The 20744-nt window shown below is 69.8% G+C and carries 14 protein-coding genes; 3 read left to right on the forward strand and 11 right to left on the reverse strand.

What is annotated here, in order from left to right; all coding sequences use genetic code 11:
• The first annotated feature begins 221 nt into the window (after positions 1-221).
• The gene (locus EOT10_RS32255; RefSeq protein ID WP_127831929.1) at positions 222-1061 is read left to right on the forward strand and encodes a L,D-transpeptidase family protein; all 840 of its coding nucleotides are present in this window, start codon (positions 222-224) and stop codon (positions 1059-1061) included.
• Between the two features lie 549 nt (positions 1062-1610).
• On the opposite strand, the gene EOT10_RS32260 is transcribed toward EOT10_RS32255, so the two are convergent.
• From EOT10_RS32260 to EOT10_RS32310, 11 genes are all read right to left on the reverse strand, one after another.
• Complete coding sequence (locus tag EOT10_RS32260) at positions 1611-2804, reverse strand: hypothetical protein (RefSeq protein WP_127831930.1); 1194 nt, start codon at positions 2802-2804, stop codon at positions 1611-1613.
• Positions 2804-3499 carry an RNA polymerase sigma factor gene (locus tag EOT10_RS32265; RefSeq protein ID WP_127831931.1) on the reverse strand — a complete coding sequence of 232 codons (696 nt, stop codon included), beginning with the start codon at positions 3497-3499 and terminating at the stop codon, positions 2804-2806. Before EOT10_RS32265 ends, EOT10_RS32260 begins: the two co-directional genes overlap by 1 nt.
• 387 nt (positions 3500-3886) lie before the next feature.
• Positions 3887-4708, reverse strand: coding sequence for a hypothetical protein (locus tag EOT10_RS32270; protein WP_127831932.1), 822 nt, complete (start codon positions 4706-4708; stop codon positions 3887-3889).
• The gene (locus EOT10_RS32275) at positions 4705-5322 is read right to left on the reverse strand and encodes an RNA polymerase sigma factor (RefSeq protein ID WP_189492354.1); all 618 of its coding nucleotides are present in this window, start codon (positions 5320-5322) and stop codon (positions 4705-4707) included. Before EOT10_RS32275 ends, EOT10_RS32270 begins: the two co-directional genes overlap by 4 nt.
• Positions 5323-5419: 97 nt before the next feature.
• Complete coding sequence (locus tag EOT10_RS32280; RefSeq protein WP_223281330.1) at positions 5420-5869, reverse strand: hypothetical protein; 450 nt, start codon at positions 5867-5869, stop codon at positions 5420-5422.
• A 196-nt stretch (positions 5870-6065) separates the two neighbouring features.
• The gene (locus EOT10_RS32285; RefSeq protein WP_127831934.1) at positions 6066-6983 is read right to left on the reverse strand and encodes a L,D-transpeptidase family protein; all 918 of its coding nucleotides are present in this window, start codon (positions 6981-6983) and stop codon (positions 6066-6068) included.
• A gap of 121 nt (positions 6984-7104) precedes the next feature.
• Entirely contained in the window at positions 7105-7464 is a 360-nt protein-coding gene (locus tag EOT10_RS32290; protein ID WP_127831935.1) for a hypothetical protein, read from the reverse strand.
• A 14-nt stretch (positions 7465-7478) separates the two neighbouring features.
• On the reverse strand, positions 7479-7922 hold the full coding sequence (locus EOT10_RS32295) for a hypothetical protein (RefSeq protein ID WP_127831936.1): 444 nt from the start codon (positions 7920-7922) through the stop codon (positions 7479-7481).
• A gap of 120 nt (positions 7923-8042) precedes the next feature.
• Positions 8043-15722, reverse strand: a complete 7680-nt coding sequence (locus EOT10_RS32300) for a DNRLRE domain-containing protein (RefSeq protein ID WP_223281342.1) — start codon at positions 15720-15722, stop codon at positions 8043-8045.
• A 1188-nt stretch (positions 15723-16910) separates the two neighbouring features.
• Positions 16911-18032: an SMI1/KNR4 family protein gene (locus EOT10_RS32305; protein WP_431313349.1), complete on the reverse strand. Its 1122-nt coding sequence runs from the start codon at positions 18030-18032 to the stop codon at positions 16911-16913.
• A 232-nt stretch (positions 18033-18264) separates the two neighbouring features.
• Positions 18265-18894: a TetR/AcrR family transcriptional regulator gene (locus EOT10_RS32310; RefSeq protein ID WP_223281331.1), complete on the reverse strand. Its 630-nt coding sequence runs from the start codon at positions 18892-18894 to the stop codon at positions 18265-18267.
• A gap of 110 nt (positions 18895-19004) precedes the next feature.
• Here EOT10_RS32310 and EOT10_RS32315 point away from each other — a divergent pair, with 110 nt between their 5' ends.
• Positions 19005-20249, forward strand: a complete 1245-nt coding sequence (locus EOT10_RS32315; protein ID WP_127831940.1) for a cytochrome P450 family protein — start codon at positions 19005-19007, stop codon at positions 20247-20249.
• A gap of 24 nt (positions 20250-20273) precedes the next feature.
• Positions 20274-20735, forward strand: a complete 462-nt coding sequence (locus EOT10_RS32320; protein WP_127831941.1) for a pyridoxamine 5'-phosphate oxidase family protein — start codon at positions 20274-20276, stop codon at positions 20733-20735.
• The last annotated feature ends 9 nt before the right edge of the window (positions 20736-20744 follow it).

A 20744-nucleotide genomic window follows, 5' to 3' on the forward strand; every position in this document is an offset into this window, starting at 1 on the left:
ACTTGCCAGTTGGGTCCGACCCTCGCGACGGACTGTAGCGGCGGCCCTGCTCGCGGTGGAGAGCCGCAGGCTGGGACCTTGCTCACAGCCTGTCCCGCACGTCTCCCCTGTCTCCTCGTTCCCACAATGCGCGTCGATCCGCCCGAGTTCGCAACCGGACGCGCGCGGGAAACATCTCTGTTGGCACATCGGGTGAGTGGTGTGAGACAGCGGGGGTCCGGATGCGTGCGACGTTCCTACGTGGATCACTGGCCGTCGTCGGGGTGATCGCCCTGGTCGGCGGCTGCAAGGCACAGGTCACCGGCGAGGGGGGCAAGCATCCGCCGGGTGCGGGCGTGAGCGGACCGGCGGCGCCGGCCCCGTCCGCCTCCCCCTCGGACGACGCGAAGGGGCCCGCCCCCACCCGTTCCGCCAAGCCTGCGCCGCCGCCCAAGGTCCTGATGGCCCGCGGCGCCAGCGGCAAGCGGGTGCGGGAACTCCAGGCCCGGCTGCGGCAGGTCGCCTGGCTCTTCGAGGGGCCGACCGGCACGTACGGACCGGCGACCGCGAAGGCCGTCGAGGGGTTCCAGGGCAAGCGGGGCCTGCCGCGGACGGGGTCCACGGACACGGTGACCTGGTCGCGTCTGGTGGGGATGACGCACACCCCGACGCGCGACGAGCTGTACGCGTCGGGCGGGCAGCCCGCGGCGAAGCCGGACCCGCGCTGTATGACGGGCCGCGCCATCTGCATCAGCAAGACGAGCCGCACGCTGACGTGGCTGGTCGACGGCAAGGCGCTGCTGACGACGGACGTGCGGTTCGGCTCGCAGTTCACGCCGACCCGTGAGGGCACGTTCCGCGTGTACTGGAAGTCCCGTCACCACGTGTCGACGATCTACCACACGCCCATGCCCTACGCGATGTTCTTCAGCGGCGGCCAGGCCGTGCACTACTCCTCGGACTTCGCGGCCCGTGGCTACAGCGGGGCGTCGCACGGCTGTGTGAACGTCCGGGACGAGGGGAAGATCGCGTCCCTCTTCGCGCAGGTCCGCAACGGCGACAAGGTCGTCGTCTATTGGTGAGCGCGGTTCAGAGGGGGCGGGGGAGGAATGGGCGCGGGCGGGACCGGGGGAACGTGTCCCGCCCGCGCCAGTGGCACTGAGCCGTAGGTACGGGGGGAACCCCGGCTCGTGCACGGCCGATGACCAGTCGGCTCACTTGGTACTGCGCCCCGCCCTCCAAAAACGTCACACCCACCGCGGAATTTCTTTGTCACCGCAGGTCAGGGACATTTGCGAGGTTCAGGGCGCGCGGTGGACTCAGGGCGCGCGGTGGGTTCCGGGCGCGGTGCCCTCAGGGCGCGGTGCCCTCAGGGCGCAGTGAGTTCCGGGCGCGGTGAGCTCATAGCGCGGTGGGCTCAAGGCGCGGTGGGTTCAGGGCGCGGTGGGTTCAGGACGCGGTGGGTTCAGGACGCGGTGGGTTCAGGACGCGCGGTGGGCTCAGAGCGCGGTGGGCTCAGGGCGCGCAGTGGGTTCCGGGCGCGGTGAGCTCAGGGCGCGGCGGGTTCAGGGCGCGGTGGGCTCAGGGCGCGCAGTGGGTTCCGGGCGCGGTGAGCTCAGGGCGCGGCGGGTTCAGGGCGCGGTGGGCTCGGCGCTGTACGTGGCCGGGGCCGACGCCGTGGCGGGGGCCGACGCCGACGGGGTCCGCGTCGTCGGCAGGGTCCTCGCCGGGGCACCGGGCGACGCGGGGACCCAGTTGGCGGTCGGCAGGGCGGCCGACATGCCTGAGCCGCCGCCCTCGCCCTCCCCGTTCTGGCCGTCCTTGCCGCTGTTGCCCTCGCCGTTGCCGGAGTTGTCGCCTCCGCTCGTGTCGCCCCCGGCCTCGCCCAGGACGCGCGCGCAGAACCGGTCGACGCCACGGTCCCGCTTCTTGTCCGCGGCGCGCTTCGCCGTGTCCTTGAGGCGCTCCGTCTGGGCGTCGCTGAGGGTGCCGTCGCGGTACTTGCGGCAGGTTTCGTCGAGGTGCTGCTGCCATGCCTGCGCGTCGGCGGCGTCCGAGGCACCGGTGCCGGGCCGTGTCGCCGTCGGGTCCGGGCGGCCCGCCGCATCGTCATGGGACGGAGTGCCGGTGCCGGGCTCGCCGGACCGGCCGCCCGGCACCGGGCCGCCGGACCGTCCGCCGTCGGCCTCCGACGCGTCGGACGACGGGGAGGCGACGGGCTGCTCGGGCGACGCGGCGGCCGAGACGCTGGCGGCGGGAGCCGGCTCGTGGCGGCCGCCGAACGGCGAGGGGAGCACTCCGGTTCCGGCCGCGACGGCGACGCCGCCGATCATGCAGCCGGCGAGCGCGGCGGCCATGCCGAAGCGCACCGGGCGGCCCCAGCGGACGGGCTGCGCGGGGGCCTGCGCGGCGGGCCGGCCGAGCCGGACGCTGCCGACGTCGGCGACACCGGCGTGCGCGTCCGGGTCCGTGCCCGTTGCGGTGTTCGCGTTCGCGTCGTTCCCGCGGCCCGTGGCGCCGTGCAGCGGCGTGACGGAGGCGAGACTGAGCGGCGCCGCCGCTGCCCGGCCACGCGCGTAGCGTTCGCGGCTTTCACCGCGCCGGGCGTCGGCGGCGGGTTCGCGGGCCGCGCGGAACGCGGCGAGCGCGGCGGCCTCGCCCGGCAGTTCACCGCCGTCGGTCCGGGTCGCGGCGAGTGCGTCGAGGGTCCGGGCCAGGCGGACGGCGCGCGCGTGGGTGGCTGCGTCGGCGGCTTCCAGCGGCTCACCGCGCAGCAGACGCTCGGCCGCGTCCCGGTCCAGCCACTTGTTGTGCTCGTCCGCCATCACATGTCCTTCTGCGTCCGCGTCCGCGAATGCGTCACACCCGCGGACGACACCACGTGCCCGCGCGGTTCCCTCGGGGGCGGCACCGCGCCCAGCGTGTCGTCCCGCTCCGCCTCCGCCGTCCGCACCGTGTGCGATTGCGAACCCTCCGCGCCGATCAGCTCCGCGAGGCGCTTGAGGCCACGGTGCGCGGCGGTCCTGACGGCGCCCGGCCGCTTGCCGAGTGTCTGAGCGGCGCTCTTCGCGTCGAGCCCGACGACGACGCGCAGGACGACGGCCTCGGCCTGGTCCTGCGGAAGCTGCGAGATGAGCGCGAGCGTGTCACCGGTGGCGAGGGCTTCCATCGCCTCGTCGGCGGTGTCGGAGGTCGCGGGTCGGCCGGTGAGTTCGGTCTCGTCGCCGCCTATGGCGGGCCGGCGTCCCCGCATGCGTATGTGGTCGAGGGCGCGGTTGCGGGCGATACGGGCGGCCCAGCCGCGGAAGCGGTCGGCGTCGCCGCTGAACCGGTCGAGGTCGCGGGCGATCTGCAGCCAGGCCTCGGACGCGACGTCCTCCGCGTCCGGCTCACCGACGAGCGTCCGTACGTACCCGAGCAGGCGTGGGTGCACGGCGCGGTACACAGTCCGGAACGCGGTCTCGTCCCCGGCCTGCGCCGCATGCACCGCGGCCGTCAGCTCCGCGTCGTCCCCCAGCACTGCGCCACCCTTGCGCTTAAACCCTGCGCCGCTCACCGACGCGAATCAGCACGCTACGGCCTGATACCGCCCCCCGTCCACGTTTGTACAAGTCGCAACTAGCACGTGACACAACGCGGTGTGACAGAAAAGGCACGCGCGGCGCTGAAGAGAGTACGGGCCGCCGCGCGGCCCGTACCGCGCGACGGCCGGGGCCTCTCCTGTGGGGGGTGGCGGCCTCGGCCGTCCCGGCGGTGCCCTCTCGGGGGCGAGGGCGGCGCCCCGTCCTCCGTGGGTACGCACCCCTCAAGGCGCACGTGAGATGAGGCACGCGCCGTCGGTTCAGGACTGCTCCCCGGCCGCGATCCGCCGGACACGCCCTGCGCCTCGCCTACTACTTCTCGTCTACTACTTCTCGTCCGGCTTCGCCTGGCCCGGCTTCGCGGTCGCCTGTGCGTTGCGGTGGATTTCGGACTGTCCGCCGCCCCGGTCCCCGCCGCCCCGGTCCCCGCTGACGCCGCCACGAGCACCGGAGCCGCTTCCGTTGCCACCGCCGCTCCCGCTCCCGCTCCCGCCCCCGTTCCCGGCCCCGGCCCCGGTCCCCCGGCGGGCCTCCTCGCGCGCGCAGTACGCGTCGACGCCGGCCTCGCCGCCCGCCTGCGCGAGGAAGCGCTGCCAGGCGCGGGATTCGAGCGCCTTGCCCCGGGCGCGTACGGAGTCGTACGCGTGGCACTTGGCGAGGGTGTCGGCGGCGTTGTCCGGGTGGCCCGCGGAGCGGCCGTGCGCGCCGGTCCCGGACGCGGGCGGCGCGGTGATGGTTGGCCGGATCGCGTCGGGCCTGGACCGCTCGGGGGCGCCGGTGGAGCTGCGCCGGGGCGACGGCCGTTGTTCGGTGTCGGCGCCCGGGTCGTCGTTGACGGCGCCGATCCCGGCCATCGCGACGCCGCCGAGGGCGAGGCCCGCGACCAGGGTGCCGACGCTCGTGCGGAGGGACCAGCGGGCCAGGCCGCGCGGGCGCGGGCGCCAGTCGTCGCGGCGCCGCGTCCTGGCCGAGTGCGCGCCGAGGTCGCGCGCCTCGCGGAACGCGGCGACGGCCTTCTCCTCGGCCTGCGCGGCGGTGCCGCCGCTCGAGGCCGCGGAGCGCACGGCGGCGGCGAGCAGGGTCTCGAAGCCTCCGGCGCCGGGCGGCCCGGCGGGTCCGTCCTCGCGCACTGGTGGGTTTTCAGTCATCTCGACTCCCCCAGCGTCGTGGGGCCGTCTTCCGTCACACCTCGCGCGCCCAACTGCGTCGCGAGCCGCTTGAGGCCGCGGTAGGCGGCGGTGCGGACGGCGCCGGGGCGCTTGCCGAGGACGCGCGCGGCGGACGGCCCGTCGAGCCCGACGACGACGCGAAGGAGGACGGCCTCGGCCTGGTCGCGGGGAAGTCCGCCGATCAGAGTGAGGGCCTGCTCGGTGGAGATGGTCTCGAGGGCCTGGTCGTACGTGCTGTGGGTGCCGGGGAGTTCGAGCATGTCCTGTTCGAGGCCCGAGGGGCGGGGACGGGACTTCTGGCGGCGCAGCAGGTCGTAGGCGCGGTGCCGGGCGATCGTCGCGGTCCAGCCGCGGAAGCCCGCGCCGTCCCCGCGGAAGCGCCCGAGGTCGCGGGCGATCTCCAGCCAGGCGTCGCCCGCGACGTCCTCGGCCTCGTCGCCGACGAGGCCGCGCAGATAGCCGACGAGCCCCGGCTGGACGAGCCGGTACGCCACCGCGAAGGCGGCCTCGTCCCCGTCCTGCGCCAGCGCCACGGCCGTGCCCAGCTCCTCGTCACGCGCGTTCACGCGACGGGGTTCCCCACCCTGGCCCAACCGATGTCCTCTTCGTACGTCCGCGTACTGATCCGGGGCGACACAGGTCATCGTGTACATGCCCCCACAGTCATCTGCGTCCGGGTCCACGGAAATGTCACAGGGCCGCGCAGGTCTTTCCCCTTCCGCGGTCGCCGCCCCGGCCGTGCAGGGTCAGATAGAAGGTCTGGAGGGATTCCTCGCGGCCGAGTTCGAAGCGGTTGACGACCTTGCCGAGGGGGTTCCACACGCGCCCGTCGGGCATGCGGACGCCGACGGGCTGGCCGAAGTAGGCGCGCTGGGCCTCGTCGAAGTCGACCCACTCGGCGCCGGCCCGCCGCACGAGGACCTCCCCCACGTACGCGCCGATGCCGAACAGGGCTCCCGCGACCGAGGTGCGGTCCGAGGTCCCCTTGCGCAGGCCGTCGACGAGGAAGTCGGCGACGCGGAGGCTGGCGACGGTGTAGTCGAGCGGGAGCCGGTTGCGTGCGGTGGCGTGCGCGACGAATCCGGCGGCGTGGCGCCGCATGTCCGCCGCGCCCGGCTCAGGTTTGTGGCCCACGCCCATGATGTCCGCCCCTCGTCCAGGTCCGGGGAACCGGAATCATGGCTCCCCCTTGGCCCAGCGGATGGCGTCACCGAACCATCACGGGTCAGGCACATGCCGCTTCTCACATGACCAATTCGTGGAGGCCGTACAACCTTTGAGGCAGCTGTGCGTCTACGGGACCGGGGGACCTGCGCCACGGGCGACGACGCCCGCCTCATCCGATCGCGATGCGCGGATGCGCTCCCGGCTGGACCCAGGCCATGATGCGGTCCATCGTGGCGCGGGGCACCGAGACACAGCCGGCCGTCGCTCCGGAGCCGTTGACGTGAAGGAAGATTCCGGCGCCGCGGCCGGGTACGGCGGGCCAGCGGTTGAAGTTGATGACGAGCGCTTTGGCGTACTGCGTCGGGTAGTTGACCAGGTGCTCGCTGCCCCGGTCGCCGCTCTCGGTGAGCGGGAAGTCCGCTCCGGCGGCGCTGTGCATCTGGTTGTAGAACTTCGACTCCGGGTCCTCGACCCACCAGTGCGTGGAGTTGACCCGCGTGTACGGCATGTTCGTACCGCCGGACTCGACACCGAACCCTTCGGTGAGCGTGTACGTACCCGAGGGCGTCGTGTACGTGCTCTGGCGCCGGCTGGACCCGGCGACGACGCCGTTCGAACCGACGCGCCCCGCGGTCGTGGAAAGGACGGACTTCCAGCCGGCCGACCCCTTGGCCCAGGCGGTGACGGTCGCGTACGAGCCGCTGGACTTGACGGTGATGACCTGGCTGGCGTTGCCGACCTCGACGGGCACGGGGAAGTCCGGCGCGGCGCCGGGCGCGGGCGCCTCGGCCGGGGCGGCGGCCCCCTTCGAGGAGGGCGCGGCGGAGGCCGGGCGTGAGGCGGAGGGGGAAGCGCTGCCGCTCGCCTTCGCGGAGGCGGAAGCGGAAGCGGACGCGGACGCGGAGGACGACGGCGATGCCGATGCCGATGCCGATTCCGCGGCGCCGGCCACGTCACCGGCCCGCACGCTCTCCGCCCCGGCCGCCTCCCGCGGCCCGTCCTTCTGCTGCCCGCACGCGGCGGTCAGCAGCACCGCCCCGCCGACAAGACCGAGGGAAATGACACGTATCCGGGAAACGGGCAGCACGAAGTAACCCTTCGAGTGGGGTGGTTGGGGGAGGCGGCCCGGTTATATAGCAGCAAGACCGCCGCCCGCGACCCGGAAGACCTTCCGGACGTACCCCCACAGCCCCACACAGGGCCGGAATTCAGGGCAGGCGGACGTTGTCCACGTCCTCGTTGAGACCGGCCAGATAGCCGATCGAACGCATCAAGGCGACCGCCGCCTCGGGGGACTGATCCCGGAGGTCGTCGCGCAGGGAGAGCGGGTAGTAACTGGCCATGCTCGCACCGACCTTCAGGATGAGAAGATCCGGCTCACCGCCCTCGATCGTGCCGGCCTTGAGCTCCTTGACGATCGCGGGCCAGTCGATCCCGACCCAGCGCTGTCCAGCCATCTCGCCGGTCGCGACAAAGCGGTAGAACTCCGGGTCGTTCAGCCAGGTCCGGTGCTCGGCGACGAGCCGGACCGCGGCCACGACCAGCCCTGCCCTCTTCCGGCCCGCCACGGGGCCCTGTCGCCTCAGAGTTCCGAGCGCAGCCGACGAAATGTCTCCGGGTACTCCTCCAGCATGGCGACGATTTTCGCGCGGGTCACGGGGAGACTGTGGCGATAGGCCCGCAGGAGAATCTCCTCGCTCTCCAGGAACTGTTCCAGAATTCCGAAGTGCACCGAACTGTCCACATACGGGTTCTCGCTGACGGCAAGGCTCTCGACATACTCGAAGCACGCTCGGATCTCGGCGCCGCCCGCCCCGTCCTCTTCGCGCAGGAGCGGCAGCAGGACCGGCCTGGAGAACGCGGCCAGGAGGAACTCCAGCAGGTCGTCCGCTGTACCGCGAGCCCAGTCGGCGTGGCGCTCGGGAGCCGAGGCGATCAGTTCGTCGAGCACGGCGCGGGCTCCGGGAACGACACGTAGAAACTCTTCGATCGCACGGTCGGCGCCAGTCTGGGTCACTCTCTTCATGCCTCTCTCCGGATACGGAAACCAGTCTAGTGACGGGAAACTGAACGGGGCCTGCCGCACGGTGTGCGCGACAGGCCCCGAATTACTCGAAATTACTCGAAACAGCTACTGGACCTGTTGTCAGGCACAGTTTCCGCCCGACGGGTCGCAGATGTTCGATCCGCCGCCGTTGTCGACGAAGGGATCAGGACCCATGCTGTCGGCGACACCGAAGGGGTCGACGGTGTCCTTGAACATCTCCCACGCCCCTCGGCCCCAGCCGTACGTCCTGATGTAGCTCGGCGCCTGGGCTGCCGAGACCACACCTCCGACGATGCCGAACGCCTTGTAGGCGCCCCGCATCTTCACGGGCTCACCCACCGGCGTCTGCTTGGCCAGCGGATGAGCGGGGGCGAACTCCTGCCCCGTCATGTCCTTCATGGCGAGGGTCCCCGCGACGGTTGCCCGGTTGGTGTTGATCGCCGCGAGCATCTCGGGGTTGGCCTTCACATCCTTGGTCAGCGCACCGGCGACGTCCTTGGAGTTGAGGGCGTTCCACAGCTCGCCGGCCTCGGCCTGGGCGACCTTCAGGTCGGCGTCGTTGAGGAGTCCGTTGCCCCTGACCCGGGCGCGGCGGTCGTCCTCCAGAAGTTTCGCGAGGGAGACCATCGCGTTGGACGCCTTCTGCATGTGCCAGAGCTTTCCGGTCTTCTGACCGGAGTTGAACTCCTGGAGGAGCGCCGTGGTGGTCTTGCCGTCACCGAAGACGTCCCCGTCCTGGACGAAGTCACGCGCGTACAGCTGGTTCAGCGTGTTGTCCAGGTCCGCGTTCGCGACGGCCGGCTTGCGCGCGATCGGCTTGGACGCGCCCGGGTTCGGCGTGGCCACACAGATCAGGCAGACACCGCTGACGTCCGTCGTGCCGCCGCACACGTCCATGATGCCCTCGGCACACGGAAGGTGACCGTCCATCTCCACGAAGCTCGTGGGGTTGCCGCCGGTGAAGGCGTACCGGTTGCCCGTCATGGGGTCGGTGCCGAGGCCGCTGTCGGCGAGGGCGCCGTTGTACATGTCCCGCGTGGTGAAGCGGTTCAGACCCGGGTTGTACTCACGGAAGCCCATGTCGTACGTGCCCGAATTGGCGTCCCAGCGCTTGGCGTTGTAGCGGTAGGGGTTGTACGCCTCCTTCGTCGGATCGGCCGCGTCGGGCTTGTCGATCCCGGTGAACTCGGAATCGTCGTTCTTGCCGTAGGCGGTGTAGCCGTAGGTGGCCTTGGTGTCGCCGTCCTTCGTCGTCAGGGTCTCGACGTCGGAGTGGCCGTTGTAGCCGTAGTACCCGTCCTCTGTGGTGCCGTCGCTGTTGTGCGTGATCTGCGACAGACGCTCGCCCCAGGGGCTGTACTGATACGACTTCGTCAGCTTCCCGGCGACCTCCTCGCCCATGACCTCCGTGGACATACCGAGGTAGTCGTAGTCGGTGGTCTTGCCGTCCGCCGTCTTCGACGTGGTGCGGTCGAGCGGGTCGAAGGTGTACTTCGTCGACTTCAGGGCGCCGGAGTCGTCGAGCTTCTGCGCGTCGACGACGTGGTCGAACCCGTCGTAGACGCTCCGCTCGATGGTCTTGCCGCCCCCGGTGACCGACTCCTGCCGGCCGAACGGGTCGTAGTTGTACGAGAACGTCGTGCCCGACGTCGTCGCCGACAGAAGCCGGTTGCGGTCGTAGGCGTACGTCGAGGTGGTGCCGCCGACCGTCTGCGAGACGACGTTGGCGTTGGCGTCGTGGACATACGTGTCGGTACCCGCGCCCGTTCCCGTCTTCACGGACTTCGCCAGGCGGTCGGCCGGGTCGTACGTGTAGTCGGTGGTCGAGGAGAGGAGCGCCGCGTGATCGTCGGCGTTCATCTTCTTCGCGATGTCCTGCGCCCTGTTCCCGTTCGGGTCATAGGCGTAGGTGTGGTCGCTGACGAGGGTGCCGTTGGACTTCTTCTCGGTCTGGGTGTTGAGGGACCCGTCGAGGTAGTAGCCGTAGTCGACGGTATTGCTGTTGGCCTTGGTCTCCTTCAGCTTCAGGCCACGGTCGGTGTACGTGTACGAGGACACCTTCGGCGAGGCGTCGCTCGCCGACGTGCCGACCGACACCGTCTTGACGAGCTCACGCAGGTCGTAGGTGTACTTGGAGAACTGGTCGGGGTGTGTGACCGTGTCCGGCTGGCTGTTGGCGTCGTACGTGTACGACGTTGCCTTCTTCTCCTGCCCGGCGAGCGCCTCGGTGACCTTGGCGATCTGGTTCAGGCCCGTGTAGGCCAGCGTGTACGCGTCGATCTTGGCACCGGACGAGGTGTCGTCGATCGACGTCATGTTGCCATTGGCGTCGTAGGCGTAGGCGAAGGACTTCTTCTCGTTGTCCGTCTCCCCTGCCGTGTCGCGCACCAGCTTGACGCCGTCGGCGACGGCGATGCCGCCGCTGTTCTGGTCCAGCTTCAGCTTGGCGTCCTCGCCCTGCTTCAGGCTGAACGAGCCAAGGGACACCCACGTACCGGTGTTCGCGTTCTGGTCCTTCGTCACCGAGGGCTCAGTCGTCGCGCCGTGCGTGAGCGTGTACTTCGCCGTGGTCGCGGCGCCGGTCACCTTGGGGAAGTTCACGTACGCGGTGTACGTGCCGTCCTTCGGGATGTTCAGCGTCCACGTGAACGCGTCGGTGCCACTGCCCGCCGCGTGCGTGCGGTGGTCGTAGCCCTGCTGGCCGGTGACATCACCCTTCGCCCAGGTACCCGTCGACGACGTGTTCTGGGTGTCGGAGTTGTCGACCAGGACCACGGACTTGCCCACCGGCACACCGTCGTCCGACTTCGACTTCAGCTTGCCGTCGGGGTAGTACGACCACGACATGGTGCGGTCGGACGAGCCGCCGGCCGAGGTGAGCGTGCGGGCGGTCTGCTTCCCCAGCTCGTTGTAGTCGTATGTGGTCCTGATGTCCCACGGGTCGGTGGACGACCTGGTCCAGCCGTTGTCGAAGTAGCTGAACGTGGTGTCGTTACGGACCGTCTGGCCCTCTGACGGCGGCATCGAGGTCGCGGAGACCCGGCCCACCGCGTCGTAGTCGGTCCGCGTGTAGACGTCCGCCTTGTTGTAGCGGGCGTCCGCCGGGTCGTACGGCTGGTACTGCTTGACCGGTCGGTTCAGCGCGTCGTACTCGGTACGTGCGGTGAAGTCGTCCGCGGTCGCGGTGGCGGCGCCTCGCGGCGTGATCACCTTGGTCGTGTTGCCGACCTGGTCGTATTCGAACTTCGTCGACCGGGTGGTGGTGCCCGAGTACGGGACCTTGACCTCGGTCTGCTTGCCGCGCTCGTCGTAGGTGGTCGTCACGGTGTTGTTCTCGGCGTCCGTGGTCGCGACCGCCAGGGAGTCCTTGTCGTAGGACTTCTTGGTGGTCTTGCCCGCGGCGTCGGTCAGCGTGACGACCCGGTGGTTCAGGTCGTAGTCGGTCTTGGTGGTGTAGTCGTCCGGGTCGGCGGTCGCGTTCTTCTTGGGGTCGACGACCTTGGTGACGTTGCCGACGTTGTCGTATCCGTACGAGACCTTGTCACCCTTGGCGTTGACCACGGAGGTGAGTTCGTAGATCTCGTCGTAGTTGTTGGTCGTGACGTAGTCGGTGGTGTCCGTCGACGTCAGCGAGCCCTTCGGCTCCGTCGTCGTCCTCAGATTGCCGACCTTGTCGTACGTGTACGTCGTCTTCCGCTCGTCGGACGTGGTCGTGTCCTTGGGGGCCGTGGCCTCGCTGACCTGGTCTGACTTGTCGTAGACGGCCGTGGAGACGGCGCCGCCCGGTGAGGTCGACTTCGTGGTGTTGTCGTTGGCGTCGTACACCGGGGCCGGCGTCGTGATGAGCACACCCGCGGACTGGTCCTTCGGCACCGTCCGGTCCAGCGGACGTCCGTACGTGTCGTAGGCCTGGGTGGTCTTCTTGCCGAGCGCGTCGGTGACGTCGGTGACCTGGCCGCGCTCGTCGTACGCGAACGAGGTGGACTTGCCGAGCGCGTCGGTGATCGTCGACGGGTAGCCGGTGGGACCGAAGTCGCTGTTCGTGCTCGGGTTGCCGTTGGCGTCCGTCGCCTTGGTCAGCTCACCGTAGGAGTCGTACTCGTACGACGTCGTGTAGTCCCCGGCGGTGCCGGTGGTGGCGACGCCCTTCGGGTCGGTGACCGTCTTCAGGTTGCCGAATGTGTCATATCCGAACTGCCACTTGCGCCCCTCCGGAGACGTCTTCGTGTACAGGTCGGCCGAGTAGCCGTCGATCCTCGTCTGGTACGTGTACTGCGACGAGTTCGCCGGGTACGTGCCCGGTGCGCAGTCCGACTGGGGCGGCACCCCGGCCTTGTTGCTCTCCGGGTCGCGCTGCCAGAGCGGATAGCCCGTCTTCTGGTCGTAGCAGTACGCGGTCTTGGCGCCGTTGTCCTCTTCGAGGTACGTGACGTTGTTGTCGGCGTCCCAGCTCATCTTCGCGATCTGGGACTTGGCGTTGGTGTTCTGCACCGGACGGCCGAAGTCGTCCGCGACATGCGTGGTGACGTGCGACTCGGCGTCGGTGACCACGGCATCGGTGAACTTCGTGTTCGTGGCGTCCGCCGCGTACGTGAAGCCCGTGTCACCGCCCGCACGGTCGGTGATCGTCTTGGTCCACCAGTGGTACTTAGGGTCGTCACCGGCCTTGGGCTCGTTGAACGCCAAGGCGGTGGCGTTACCACGCGGGTCGGTGACGTTGACCAGCTTGACGTTCTTGTTGCCCTGCGTGGCGTCGTACGTGAACCCGAACACCTTCGGCTGCGCCGACCCCGCGCCGTCCGTCAGCTTCGTCAGGAGGGCCTTGTCCGAGTACTCGAACGTCAGCTTGCGGCCCGAGATGTCCGTCATCGACTGGACGTGGTCGGCCACCTTCGGGAAGGGCGCCGTCGACTTGTCGAAGTACGTGACGGTCAGCGACTGCCGGCCCGCCGGGTCGGTGATGTACGCGAGGTACTTGGTCGGCTTACCGCCCGCCTTGTGCGTCTCGTACGTGTACGTCTGCGTGTTGCCGTTCCGGTCGACGATCGAGGTCAGGTAGCCGTCGCAGCCGAACAGGAAACGGGTTCCGTCGGGGCGCGTGAGCGTCCAGGCGTCGGGGATCGGGTCCTTGTTCGGCGTGCAGTCCAGGCCCGACTTCATCGTGACCTTGTAGTGGACGCCCGCGGGCGCCTTCCACGTGCCGTCCGGCTGCTTGGCGAAGACGTGCGTCGTGCCGTCACCGTCCGGGAGACGGATCTCCGTCGGGTTCGGGTTCGGGTGGAAGTCCAGCTGCGCCCCGAGCCGGATGGGACCGGCGGTCTGGCCGGACCATCCGGCGCCCAACACGGTGTCGCTGGTGTCGAGCGAGTTGTACGAGAACCGGGCGAAGGTGTTGAGACCGCGTCCCGGGTTGTTGAACGCGTTGTACGACCAGACCGCGTTGCCGGACGACAGGTTGTTCATGACCGTCGACCCGGCGCCGGTGTTCTTGCCCGCGTACGAGTAGAACTTCTCCAGGCCTAGCGAGTTCGACGTCGGGTCCTCGACGGCGACGTTCTGCTTCAGGGACGGGATGCCACCCGTGCCCGCCGACAGCCAGCTGCCGTCCGAGACCTTCTTGATGTCCCAGCCGAGGACGTAGTCCGTGCGCTTGTTGCCCTCGTCCGAGTTGATCGGCGTCTTGACCTGCGCCTGAATCGTCGCGGACTGTCCCGGCTTCAGGTTCGGGACGGCCGTGGACAACTGGTTGCCGCCGTTGGTGACGTCCGTGCCGTCGGGCAGCTTCCAGGTGTACGAGAGCTGCCGCTCACCGGCCAGCCACTCGCTGTTGGTGGTGTTGGTGAGCGTCGTCTCGACGGTGTACGTGGAGTTCGGCGTCATACGCTGCGGCGTCTGCGGCGCGTAGTACGTGTTCTCCGTCGTCGCGTCCACGTAGATCACGCGGAGCAGCGGGCCGAGCTGCTGGTCGGCGGCCTCCGAGGCCAGGAACAGCGTGCGCTCCTGCGGCCCCGTGGTCGTCTCGTCCTTCAGCTTGACCATGGCGCCGTGGTTGCTGGTCGGGGTCTTCACCCAGCCCTGCGTGAGCGACGTGGCGTCCCACCAGTGACGGCCGACCTCGGAAACCTGCGCGACGGTGTCCGAGACGGTCGCCCCGAAGTCACCGCCCGGCGCGGTCCACGGGGTGGTCGCGTTGGCGTTGTTCCAGGTGGCGGTGGTCTCCGTGAAGTCCTTGTTCAGACCGTGGAGTTCATAGATCGCACCGTCCGTACCGGTCGTCGTCTCCGCGCCCCACATGTAGAGCTTGGAGTCGAGGACGGTCGCCGTGGCCGGGATGTCGGCGGTCGGGAACTTCATCAGCGCACGCGTCTTGCCGTACGTGCCCGAGTTGTTGCCCGCGCTCAGCCACTTCTGCGGCACATAGGACAGGATCGTGTCCTCGTTGGTGGTCGGCTGCTGCGAGGACAGCGTGGTGTCGGTGACACCGCCGGCCGTGCCCTGGACGAGCTTCATCGTGCGGCCGGCCTTGGGCACGCCCACGATGCGGGTCGGAGACCCGATGACCTGCCCGTTCTTCGTCTTCACCGCGATCTGGTAGTAGTACGAACGCCCGATCTCGTCCGTGGACGAATCGGGCGTCGGGGTCGCGGTGGTGTCGGTGTAGGCGGTCGCGCCCTTGTCGACCGGGGCGACCAGGGTCGCGGCGTTCGGCGTGAACACCTGCTGCGTGGAGCGGTGCAGCTGATACTCGGCGATGTCCAGACCGGAGTCACCGGTGGTGTTGCTGTACGGGGCCCAGGAGAGCTCCGGGCCGGTGTCGTGGACGACGGTCGGCGAGTCCAGGGAGGTCCCGACCTGGCCGTACGTCACGGTGAGGCGCGGATAGGTCGCGGTCTCGCCGCCGTACGACGTGCCGTCACCGGCCTCGTAGCGCGGGCCGCCGGTGAGCGTGCCGGCCAGGGTGTCGTCCTTGGCCTGGAGCACGAAACCGTTGTTGGCGGAGCTGCCGCTGACCCACTTCTGCACGGTGTCGGTCACGGCGAACTTGTGCCACTGGTTGTACTCGCCGGTGTCCTTGACGATCTGCGCCGGGTTCACGAGCCGCACCGAGTCCGCGATGTTGCGGGTCGTGGAGCTTCCGGTGTCCCCCAGAACGATCTTCCCCGCGTTGCCCTTGGCGAAGTAGAACTGGCTGCTGTTCACCGCCTTCCACGCGGCCGTGGTACCGGACTGGTTGACCGTCCCGGTGGCCGTGCCGTCGCGGTGGTTCAGCGTGTACGGGGCGGCCGTGGCGCCGTCGGTCGCGGGCGGGAAGTGAGCCTCCACCCGGTACGAGGCGGTCTCGGCTATCCGGGGCTGCCAGGTGTACGACTCGCCGGTCGCGGTGTTCTTGTTGTAGGCGAAGTCGTCGTTGGTGGCGGCGCCACCGGTGGTCGTGGCCTTCGGCCATTCGCCCACGGCGGCGGTCCCGGCGTCCCCGTCGTCTATCTGGACGGTCGTGCCGGACAGTTCACCCGACAGCGCGCTGGTGTTGGACCAGTTCGCCGTCGACTCGTCCCACGCGCCGGTGGCGCGGTGCGCCTCGATCGTGACGTCGTTGGCGTTGGTGGTGTGCGCCTGGTCGAAGTACATCTCCAGACGCGCGGAGTCGATCGTCGTGCCGGCCGGGATCTCGTTCAGCGGGAACTTGATCAGCGACCTGGCGATACCCGTGTCGGTCTTGCCGACCGACATCTTCCAGGTGTTGTTGAAGTTCACCGCCGGCTGGTCCGAGAGCACCATCGTGTCCTGGGACTGCGACGGGGTCGGCGCGATGGTGATGGTCGGGTCGATCGTGACGGGGTACTGACGGCCCTTCGCGGACAGCCACTTGGCGTCCGGAGTGACCTCGATCAGCCAGTTCTTCCCGTCCTTGACCAGCTTCTGGCTGACCTTGGGGCTGTAGGAGAGCCCGTACGGCGAGCCCGCGTCCTTGCGGGTGTCCGTCATGTAGGCGGCCGGGATCACCATCACCGGCGTGTGCGGCAGCTCGCCGTACAGACCGATCGACCCGTCCTTGCGCGCCTTCGGCGTCAGCCCGCCCGTGTCGAGCGTGAACGTGTAGGACACCGCCTTGCCCGGCGCCTTCGCCAGGACGATGTTCTCCTTCACGCGCCCGGGGCCGACCTGGTACTCCAGATCGGCGCCACCGGCGGCGGCGTCCTTGTACGTGACGGTGGAGCCCTTGGCGACCGGGTCGAGCGCCTTGGCGTCCGCGCCCTTGAGCCCGAGGCTGACGGCGGGACCGTCGGTCCCGGCCTGGAACTTCAGCAGCCGGCCGGAATCCCCGCCGAACCAACTACGGCCGGAATTGGTGGTATTGGCGAATTCGAAACCCTTGGCGTCGGTAGCCCCGACACCGGTCTCGATGGACTTCCAGGAAGCCCTTTTGCCCTTCCCCGCGGCCTTTCCGGAGCGGTATCCGGTCGGAACAGCCGACACCTCGGCCTGAATTCGACCGTCGGACAGCTGCCAGAACCGGGCGTGCTCGGTACGGCGGGACGTCAGTTCCCGCACGCGCTTCGCGGCGGGCTGCTTCTTGCCCTTGGGCAGTTTCTCGCGGCTCGACATCTCCAGCTTGTTGCTGGAGGGCGGCTGCTCGTTCTTGTCGTCGTCATCCCCGGAGAACCAGCCTGCGATGGTGTCGACGACTCCCTTGTCGTCGTCCCCCTTCGCAGAAGCGGGCGCGGCGTACGCGACCTGCGGCAGGGCGGCACCTGCCACCGCCGACACGACAAGGCAGGAGATCAATCTCCCGTAACGGACTTTCACGTCCTGTGACCCTTCATCTTCTGTGGCACGCGCCGGAATCCGGGCATGCCGAAGTGTCGGCCGGGGTGTCCCGGCCGACCGTTTCTCACTTTGTGGCGTGCGATTTCTAATCAGTCACGGAGTCAGGAGTCAACCGAACTCCCAATTGGGGACGGATGCCTACGCTTCCGCCCCGTAACTCTGGAACCAGTGCGTTTCGTAGTATCGCGCGATGGAGTAGGGGTGCGAGCGCTCCGTCAGCATCCGGAAGACGAACTCGGCGGCTGTGCCCGGGAATTGGGTCCACGCGCGGAGGTCGTCGGTGACGACGACGGGCCAGCGGTCGGGGTCGTCGCCTTCGGTGACCCAGTAGAACTCGCCTTCCTGCTCGGACGCCCCCCACTGCAACAGGCCGCCGGGCGCGGGGTGGATGCCGTACGGCTCCCAGAGGCTCGTGCCGGATCGCGCGGCGAACCGGGCCAGGTATTCGGCCTGCCCGACGAAGTCCATGGAGCGGTTGCCGGACTCGGGCACGTAGAGGCTGAGGTACGCGTCGAAGGCGCCGTCCCGGAAGATCTCGGCGAGCTGCTTATAGTCGCCGGGCAGCCGGGTGCCGAGCCGTTCCTCCACCGCCGCCCAGTCGACCGTACGGGGCTCACCGGCCCACCCGGTCACGGCGACGACCCGCTCCACCCACGTCGCGTCGGCGGGCAGCCCCGCCACGTCGGGCACGGCCCGCTCGGCGACGAGGACCACGCGCCGCACGTCGTCCCCGGCGCGCACGGTCCCGGCACCGATCCAGCGACTCCCGTGCGCCCAGGCCCGCATGTCGACGACGTCGGCGCCGAAGGGCACGAGCAGGGGCCGACCGGTCGTCGCGTCCACCGTAGGGTCGGCGTACCCGCCCATGGCGAGATTGCGCGAGGACTCGTAGCGGCTGTTGATCGCGTCGACGAGATCGGCGAGGGGCAGCTCTTGGGACACGGCGAGACAGATGTGCCCGGCCCCGTGGCCGCGCTCGCCGCACTCCGGTGGCCGCGTGTCACGACCGACCAGCATGGTGACCGCGTCGAGCAGCTCGCCCCGGTCCATCAGCTTCCCCCACCTCCTGCGCTCGCGCGCGAGCCTGCCGTCTTCCCTGATCGCCCGGATCTCCCGCCGCACCCAGAACCCGATGTAGCCCCACGCGGGGAGCGCCGCGACGAGGGCGGCCAGCCGATCGCTCAGGTCCTCGCCGGCGCCGAGCGTGATCACCCCCATGACCGCGACCCAGCACATGGCGTAACCGAGCAGGCGATTCACGCGCAACCCCCACCGCGCTCCCTCTCGGGGAAACGGGCTGGTTGTACCGCACGCCGCCCCCGGAACGCGAGCCACGGGAGTTTTCGGACATCATCAGTTCAGCCATGGCCCAGATCTGCCAATCCCCCGGCGATCAGGCGGACCCCAGGGGATGGGCTCCCTGATGGGGCGGGAATTCGCGGCCGGTGCGTCGTGGGTGTCGTCTCGATTGGCACATCTCGGACACTGTCAGTCAGGACCGGGGATGGTTCATCTCACCGAGTACCGACGCGAGTTGGTCGGCGGTGAGGGGCTCCGTGGGCAGCGGATGAGCCCCCTCCGCGCGCAGGCCGTCGATCAGGAGTGCGAGCGGGCGGCGCCACGAGCCGGGGACGGCGGCCTCAAGGGCGGGCGCCGCGCGACCGAGCGCCGCGAGGCCGAGCAGCAGATCCTCGGTGACCACGTCGCCGCGCACGAGGCCCTGGCGGCGGCAGCGCTCCAGCAGGGTGCTGAACGTCTCAGCGTTGTGGACGTGCAGCTTCTCCAGGGTGGGCACGCCTTCGATGCCGGTCGTCATCAGGTCGTTCGCACCCCGGTCGGCGGCGAGCACCGCGAACACCCGGTCGATGTACCCGTTCAGGCCCGCCCAGGGGTCCTCGGCCTGCCGCGCCTCCTCGCCGGCGTCGATCACGGCGGCCAGCGTCGCGCGGAAGACGGCCTCGATGAGGGCGGCCCGGTCGGGGAAGCGGCGATAGAGGGTGGCGTTGCCGACTCCGGCCCGGCGGGCGATCACGTCGAGCGGGGCCTCGACGCCCTGCTCGGCGTACACGTCCCGGGCGGCGGCGAGCACCAGCTCACGGTTGCGCTGCGCGTCCTTTCTCACGTGTCGCACGCTACAGGATCCGTGGAGCACTCCCCGGTTCCCGTCGAGCCCTGTTAGGGTCACCCCGAACCTGAAACGGGGAACACTCCCCACTTCACCGGGAGCTCGCCATGCCCACCCCGCACACCGAGGAACTGGCCGCCTGGACGGGCGACTTCGCCACCGACCCCTACGCGGCCTTCCAGGCCCTGCGCGCCCGGGGCCCCGTCCACCACGTCCGCTTCCCCACCGGGGACACCGCGTGGATGATCCTCGGCCACGCCGAGGCCCGCGCCGCCCTCACGGACGCGCGGATGCGCCACGACGTCCGGCACTCCGCCGAGTACGACAGCGACGGCCTCTACTCCATCGGCCGCAACATGCTGCAGACCGACCCGCCCGACCACACCCGGCTGCGCTCCCTGGTCGCCCGCGAGTTCACCGCGCGCCGCATCAAGGCGCTGCGGGCGCGCGTCCAGGAGGCGGCGGACGAACTCCTCGACGCGATGGGCCCGTTGGGCCACGCCGACCTCATCGACGCCTTCGCCTTCCCCCTCCCCCTGACCGTCATCTGCGAACTCCTCGGCGTCCCCGGCGTCGACCACGACACGTTCCGGGCCTGGACCGCGAAGATCCTCACCATCGGCGAACCGGAGGCCTCGGGCCGGGCCGCCCAGGAGATGACGGTCTACCTGGCCGGCCTGATCGAAGAAAAGCGCCACGTCGAGGAGACGGACGCCGCCGAGGGCGATCTGCTGCACGCCCTCGTCCGGGCCCACGACGAGGACGGCGACCACCTCGCCGACGAGGAACTCCTCGGCATGGCCTTCCTGTTGCTGGTCGCCGGTCACGAGACAACGGTCAACCTGATCGCCAACGCCGTCCACCTCCTCCTCACCCACCCCGACCAGCTCGCCGCGCTGCGCGCCGACGGGGGCCTCCTGGAGAACGCGGTGGAGGAAGCGCTGCGCTTCGAACCGCCCACCCCGGCCGGCACCTACCGCTACACCGCCGATCCCGTCGTCATCGCCGGTACGCACATCCCGCAGGGCGCACGCGTGGTCATCTCCCTCGCCTCCGCCAACCGCGACCCCGCCCGCTTCCCCGACCCGGACCGCTTCGACATCCACCGTGACCCGACCCTGACCCGCTCCCACCTGGCCTTCGGCCACGGCATCCACCACTGCCTGGGCGCACCGCTGGCCCGCCTGGAAGCAAACCTCGCGCTCCGCGCCCTCCTGGACCGCTTCCCCACCCTGGCCATCGACGGCGACCCCACCCCCGACTGGCGCCCCAGCCTCCTCCGAGGCCTGAGCCGCCTGCCGGTGCGGTGGTCCGCCTCCGGGCTTAGGACCTGCGCCCCATGCGCACGGTGAACCTGCTGGCTAAGGTCGGCACCCATGCAAGCTACGGAGATCATTCGCCGCACCACGGCGGAGCGCAGGCGGGACACCCTGGAGCGGCTCAGCTCGGAGCGCGACATATGGGTGTCGACGTCCCACCCCGACCACGGCCCGCATCAGGTGCCCCTGTGGTTTCTGTGGGACGGGCAGGCAGTGTGGATGTGTACCGGCGCGGACTCCGCGACCGCGCGCAATGCGCATAAGGAACCGCGCGTACGGCTGGCTCTGCCGGATGCCTTCGACGTGGTGCTGCTGCAAGGTGAGGCGAAGTGCTATCCCGCGCGGGAAGTGCCAAATGATGCCGCAGATGGGTTCGCGGGTAAGTTCGGCTGGGATCCGCGTACGGAAGAGACCCCTTTCCTGTACCTGTGCGTGGCGCCGCAGATAGTGCGTGCCTGGCGCGGAGTACCGGAACTTCGCGGCAGAGTCGTCATGCGCGATGGGGTGTGGCTGGGGTAGCACGGCCGC

This window comes from Streptomyces antnestii (assembly GCF_004005495.1).
Taxonomy (GTDB): Bacteria; Actinomycetota; Actinomycetes; order Streptomycetales; family Streptomycetaceae; genus Streptomyces; species Streptomyces antnestii.